Origin of the sequence: Brasilonema octagenarum UFV-OR1 (assembly GCF_963888615.1) — a bacterium.
Taxonomy (GTDB): domain Bacteria; phylum Cyanobacteriota; class Cyanobacteriia; order Cyanobacteriales; family Nostocaceae; genus Brasilonema; species Brasilonema sennae.
Map to the genome: position 1 here is coordinate 1 of NZ_CAWPKW010000370.1, position 1,249 is coordinate 1,249.

General features: G+C 46.0%; 2 protein-coding genes. Both read right to left on the minus strand.

The window, feature by feature from the left end; translation table 11 throughout:
* On the minus strand, positions 1-309 hold a 309-nt coding region (locus tag AC5590_RS33015; RefSeq protein WP_169268998.1), incomplete at its 3' end, for a GNAT family N-acetyltransferase.
* A gap of 263 nt (positions 310-572) precedes the next feature.
* The gene (locus tag AC5590_RS33020) at positions 573-947 is read right to left on the minus strand and encodes a GNAT family N-acetyltransferase (protein ID WP_169268999.1); all 375 of its coding nucleotides are present in this window, start codon (positions 945-947) and stop codon (positions 573-575) included.
* Positions 948-1,249: the final 302 nt, after the last annotated feature.

Below are 1,249 nucleotides of genomic sequence, written 5' to 3' on the forward strand. Positions count from 1 at the left end.
GCCTAACTCAGCACAAGCGTTTCTGAAACTGTAATCGCCTAAGCCAATTCTACCAATCATCTTTCTCTCGGTTTTTAATTCCATTGCCCAGACAAAATTTTCTCCTTTGTTGTATCCTTCTATTACCTCAGCAAGGTCTTTTTTGCTGTCTTCAATTGAATGAAATGGTAGCCAAAGACCAAAACTAGCTATTTCAGGATCACAAGCATATTCATACATATCTGCTGCATCTTCCATGCAAAGTTTCCGCAGTGTCAAACGTTTGGTTTCAAGGGTAGGAAGATTTTTGAAAATATCTACTGGTGACATAAAAAATATACTTAATAAAGCTCTGAGGTAAAGGTTAAGAATGAGCAATTCTTAAATCTTTTGTTTTGCCTTAGATTTTCAAGCTTGGAAAATACAAATCTTAGTCGTTGAAGAAAGATTTCTCTTGCACCAGCTATTATCTAATTCTCCCATCAATGACTGTCTCACTCTAAGGGAAAACCTGAACAAAACGCGCTCATGATTTTAGTTCATGAGTGGTGTGGTGCGATACGCTCGCTGTCTTGCCTCCGGCTTATCGCTTCTTAAAGGAGCGGAATCGCTGGATTGGCCTGCTGTAGGTGCGCGACGAGCTTCTGCAAGGCCAGCGGTCCGATCCCCCGACCTACGCTCTTTTCCTCGCCGATAAGGATGTCGATATCTACCGAGTTTTCGGGGATATCGTGCAGCCCGACCGAGTCCAGTACTTCGCGGGAGACAACTTGCCAGCGCAAGTAGCCAACTTGAGCGCTATCCGCAGCGATCAGCGCTCGCTCACCGCCAGTAGGTGGATTGATAGCCCAGTCAAGGTGCTCTTGGGGTTCGGCGTACCAGCGTGCAACATGCGGCGCGACTAGCCAGCGTGAAAGCAGCGCGGCGGCACCGTCAGCAAAGGGAAGAAGTGTGACCATAGATACCATGAGTGAAACCTGCTGATAAGCAGGCGCGAGACTTCATACCGTTTCACTTTAAGGTTGATACAAATAGCAGAGGAGCTTCAGGTGCATCAGGTGCACCTGGAGAAAGAATTAGAGACCAATCATTTGTATCAAGCCCGATCGTGAAATGGTATAGCTATTTATTATACGAAAAGTTGCCAGACAAGCAGGGCGTTAAAAACCCTGCTCAGTGTAGTCTTATATGTTTCCGTGTTGCGGTGTCTTCTTCAAAGAACGCCACCCCTTAATCTCGCTTCGCGAGAATTCAAAGGAGGGAATAAACC